Source organism: Limnofasciculus baicalensis BBK-W-15 (genome assembly GCF_024178385.1).
Classification (GTDB): domain Bacteria; phylum Cyanobacteriota; class Cyanobacteriia; order Cyanobacteriales; family Coleofasciculaceae; genus Limnofasciculus; species Limnofasciculus baicalensis.
This window is the reverse complement of record NZ_JAMZMM010000475.1, coordinates 1-3,934: the sequence shown is the minus strand read 5'-3', so window position 1 is coordinate 3,934 and position 3,934 is coordinate 1. Positions and strand designations below refer to the sequence as shown.

At 44.5% G+C, this 3,934-nt stretch carries 5 protein-coding genes; 3 read left to right on the top strand and 2 right to left on the bottom strand.

Annotated features, from left to right (window positions below):
- Window positions 1-227 precede the first annotated feature (227 nt).
- Window positions 228-383: a hypothetical protein gene (locus NJ959_RS26835; protein ID WP_254014819.1), complete on the bottom strand. Its 156-nt coding sequence runs from the start codon at window positions 381-383 to the stop codon at window positions 228-230.
- A 384-nt stretch (window positions 384-767) separates the two neighbouring features.
- Between NJ959_RS26835 and NJ959_RS26830 the strand changes: the two genes are divergently transcribed.
- The 3 genes from NJ959_RS26830 (at window position 768) to NJ959_RS26820 (ending at window position 2,765) form a co-directional block, all read left to right on the top strand.
- Entirely contained in the window at window positions 768-1,490 is a 723-nt protein-coding gene (locus NJ959_RS26830; protein ID WP_254014818.1) for a PEP-CTERM sorting domain-containing protein, read from the top strand.
- 425 nt (window positions 1,491-1,915) lie between these two features.
- Window positions 1,916-2,407 carry an acyl-CoA thioesterase gene (locus NJ959_RS26825; protein ID WP_254014820.1) on the top strand — a complete coding sequence of 164 codons (492 nt, stop codon included), beginning with the start codon at window positions 1,916-1,918 and terminating at the stop codon, window positions 2,405-2,407.
- Between the two features lie 85 nt (window positions 2,408-2,492).
- Complete coding sequence (locus NJ959_RS26820) at window positions 2,493-2,765, top strand: HNH endonuclease (RefSeq protein WP_254014817.1); 273 nt, start codon at window positions 2,493-2,495, stop codon at window positions 2,763-2,765.
- 300 nt (window positions 2,766-3,065) lie between these two features.
- Here the strand turns inward: NJ959_RS26820 and NJ959_RS26815 are convergent, their stop codons facing one another.
- Window positions 3,066-3,701 (bottom strand): hypothetical protein, encoded by a 636-nt coding sequence (locus tag NJ959_RS26815; protein WP_254014816.1) that lies wholly within the window; start codon window positions 3,699-3,701, stop codon window positions 3,066-3,068.
- Between the last annotated feature and the right edge of the window lie 233 nt (window positions 3,702-3,934).

Genomic DNA, 3,934 nt, shown 5'->3' with positions numbered 1-3,934 from the left:
AGGGAGGATTGCAAGATCTGAGCGAGCAAAGTTCCGTAGGTATAGATAACGATGATGGGGGATAAATCTCTAGCAGTAGGGTGCGCTACGGTATGGTAACGCACCATGTGAATTCGATGTAATCAGCGTTTCCTGTAGGGTGGGCACTCCCCCTTATAACAAGAAGAAGCGATGATTACGTTAGTGGGGAGTGCCCACCCGGAGGTTGTTGAGAATGGTGCAAGATCTCAGTTTAGGGTGAAGTGGGCAGATTGCGATCGCAACGGCAGTCGCAGGCATCGCGGTTTTTTAATCAGGATACGGAGCCACGCCACATATATTGATAATAGTCCGGCACTGGCATCAGCCACTGGCAGGTTTTTGGTTTTGTCACGGGTTTTCATCTCCCCCTCCTGATATCCCCATCTCCAAGTCGTGAAATCACGGAGCTAAATTCACATTAGCTTCATATTAGCTTTATCAGTACTTTACATAAAAAATAGTACCAAAAATCCCTCAAAGCTTGAACCAGCAAGGAATATAGATACTTTTAACTCCAATAACCTTGCTTCCTTAATATAAAGATCCGGTAAAGATTTTCAAAACTACTTAACAGTAATCAAAAAAAAATAGGATGTAATTGTGAGAAAAAAGACAGGGTTAATTCCAAAATTAAATATTCAGTTTTCTCTCTATAAATAATCGAGAATTAAACTGATAACAAGCAAATTATTTTTCTCATAAATTGAACAAACCATCCACGTAATTCACTAAAAGGAATCAAACCAATGTCTACTTCAACCCTCCTGAAAAAATTATCCATGGCTGCTGCTGGAGCCGCTTTTGTTGCCCTCGGAGTAGGGAGTACAGCACAGGCAGCAGAACTAATTAACAACGGTGGCTTTGAAACTGGCGATTTCACCAACTGGTCAGTTACTAATAACGGAAGTGGTGGTTGTGATACTGACTGGCATGTCAATGCTACAGGATACACAGGCTGCAATCTTCTATCACCTGCTACTGAGGGAACCTTTGCGGCTTATAATAGTTTCGAGGGTGATGGACCGCAACAGTTTCGGCTTGAACAAACGTTCTTTGTCCCGAATAATATTACCTCTGCGGTACTTAGCTGGGCTGACGAAGCTAATATGTTCATTTTTAGTGTTTTGAATCGGGAATTCCAAGTGGATCTCGTTACCTCTAGTGGTTCAGTTAATATCTTCAGCCAAATCTTCCAGCGTGGTCCTCGTCAATACGCTTGGACAGCAAGGCTAGCAGATGTCACATCTATCCTCCAAGCAAACCAAGGACAATCTGTTACTCTTGCCTTCACCAACATTATCCCCGAACAATTCTCTGGTCCAGGGGGATTCGGCTTGGATAAGGTTTCCCTTGATGTCACTACGGGCGAGTCTCAATCAGTTCCTGAACCTGCTTCTGTGTTAGGTTTGTTAGGATTAGGTGGCTTGGGTGCTGCTTCCAGCCTGAAGCGGAAACTGCAAGGGAAATAGTTTCCGGAATCGGGAATAGTAAACCTAAACCCAATGGATTAGTTAGATCTTGCACGCCTGCGACTAGAAGTCGCGGCTACACAGACAAAACCCACCTACGTGGGTTTAAAAGCCTTGATTTTCTGTTAGTCTGCGCAGGCAGACTTGGTTTCTCTAGCCGCGATTTCTAATCGCCAGGATCAGTTGCAAGATCTCAGGATTAGCTCCCCGACTTGTTGAAGAAGTCGGGGATTTTAAATTGAGGAGTATCGCTCTTTAGGGTGAAGTGGGCAGATTGCGATCGCAACGGCAGTCGCAGGCATCGCACAAAGGCTGGAGCTAGAAGCGATGCCTGCGGCTGCTGCAAGCAGATCGCGGTTTTTTTTATGGTTATAATTTTAATTAAAATCCCGTTTGACAGGATTTCTAGCCTGCTAAACATCAAAATGCCAGAAACACCACAGACATCAGCCCAACTGCCACCAAATAATAAAATCCAAACCCATTATCTAACCGCAACTACGGAACACTGGTTTGAATATCCCATAAAAGCGCATCCCCATCATACCGATTACGGTGGTGTCGTCTGGCATGGCACTTACCTTACCTGGATGGAAGAAGCACGGGTTGAGTGCTTGCGCTCAATTGGGATTAATTATGTCGATTTAGTCGCCTTGGGATGCGAGTTACCCGTAGTCGAGCTTTCTTTACGCTATCATCGCCCCATTTCCATGGGTATGACTGCCATTGTCAAAACTCGCATGACTCAGATGGAAGGGGTTCGCATCAACTGGGATTATCAAATTCAATCTCCGGATGGAGAGGAACTCTACCTGACAGGTTGCGTTACATTAGTAGCAGTTGACCGCGAAAAAGGCAAGATTATGCGACAACTTCCCCCAACCATCAAAGATGCGTTTGTGAAGCTTTCAAGTTAATTCATTTGTTACTTTCCCAGCGAGATCTTACCGAATTGTTTAACCACAAAGACACGAAGGACACCAAGAAAGAGAAAATAAGAAAATGATTTGCGAATTATGTGAAAGAGATGTACAGCGTTTAACCGTCCATCACCTCATTCCCAAACAAAAGGCGAAAAATAAAAAAGCCGATACCATTCCCACGGCAAATATCTGTTCAGGCTGTCACCGACAGATTCATTCCCTATTTACCAATACTCAGTTATCCCAGGAATTAAATTCACTGGAAAAACTGAAAAATGAACCACAAATGGAAAAATTTCTCTCCTGGGTGAGGAAACAAAATCCATCCCGCCATGTTCGAGTTTATAAGTAGTTAAGGGAGTAGGGAGTGGGTGAGAGAGTTTTGAGTTTTGAGTTTTGAGTTTTAATTGAAAACTGAGAAGTCAACACTGAGAACTATTGCGGGGAGTGGGGTGTTAATAATAAGTAGGGGCGTTCGCGTTGGCGAAGCCTTCTCGAAGAGTAGCGTTCTCGAAGAGTAGCATTTTGGCGATATGATATCGGTTTAACCAATAAGTTAGTCACAAAATGCTTCGCCCTGAGTGGGGAGTGGGGGGTAGGGTAAAAATAGTCCAAATACGCCGCGCCTCCCCACTCCCCACTCCCTAGTCTTCTATCTTTCGTACTCCACATAGTCAATCTGCCTATCTTCCATATCAGGAGGCATCACCTCAGTTCTGCGTCTAGGTGGCAGGGAATGAGTCATATTATTATAAGGGTGCGGCATCACGACTGTGGTTCTGGCTGGACGCTGTTGTTTAGAAAGGACAGCTAATAAACCAACCACTACAACCCCACCACTAATAGTCACCGCCATACCTCCCAATCCCCAGACTAAACCAGAAATGATTGAGTTTTGCTGCTGATTGGCATTTGGTGGTGGTGCTGCTGCTATTTGAGCAGGGAGGCTACCATCAGTTTGCCCTGTCAGATTCTCGATAATCGTCTGCTGTTTTTGAACTTGAACTTTTAGCTGTTCCGTTTCAACACGTTGCTTATCCAGCATGACTCTCAGACTATCCATCGTCACCTGCCCCGATTCATTGCCAGGTAAACCCGGTGAAGTCGGTGTTGGGGAGGGCAAGCCATTGCTGTATGGATATTGTGCATAAGGATTTGTAGGTGAAATTTGCGGGGGTTGATTGGCAGGCAAACCCACAATACCAAGACCACTTCCTCCTCTCATCATAAAGAGAACCGCCACCCCTGCAACAGCAGCACCCGTCAGGAATGCCATCCCATCACTCATCGCTTTTACCTCTTAACTCTAATTGGATCTGAACTTCTTGACTGCTAACTCTCATGAGAAGAAAATTTACTCTATTTAGGTTTATGCGATCGACTCTTGGTTGAGACGGTCATTTTTTCTACTGGATATCTGTTTTTAAATTCAAAACTATATTGGCTAATTTGTCTAGCTTTGAGAATGGGGAGTGGGTGAGAGAGTTTTGAGTTTTAAGTTTTCTCCCCTACTCCCCACTC

Excerpts from the sequence above, each read along its gene's own strand:
- NJ959_RS26815 (WP_254014816.1), bottom strand. The coding sequence starts at position 3,701 with ATGAGTGATGGGATGGCATTCCTGACGGGTGCTGCTGTTGCAGGGGTG.
- NJ959_RS26830 (WP_254014818.1), top strand. The coding sequence starts at position 768 with ATGTCTACTTCAACCCTCCTGAAAAAATTATCCATGGCTGCTGCTGGA.
- NJ959_RS26820 (WP_254014817.1), top strand. The coding sequence starts at position 2,493 with ATGATTTGCGAATTATGTGAAAGAGATGTACAGCGTTTAACCGTCCAT.
- NJ959_RS26835 (WP_254014819.1), bottom strand. The coding sequence starts at position 383 with ATGAAAACCCGTGACAAAACCAAAAACCTGCCAGTGGCTGATGCCAGT.
- NJ959_RS26825 (WP_254014820.1), top strand. The coding sequence starts at position 1,916 with ATGCCAGAAACACCACAGACATCAGCCCAACTGCCACCAAATAATAAA.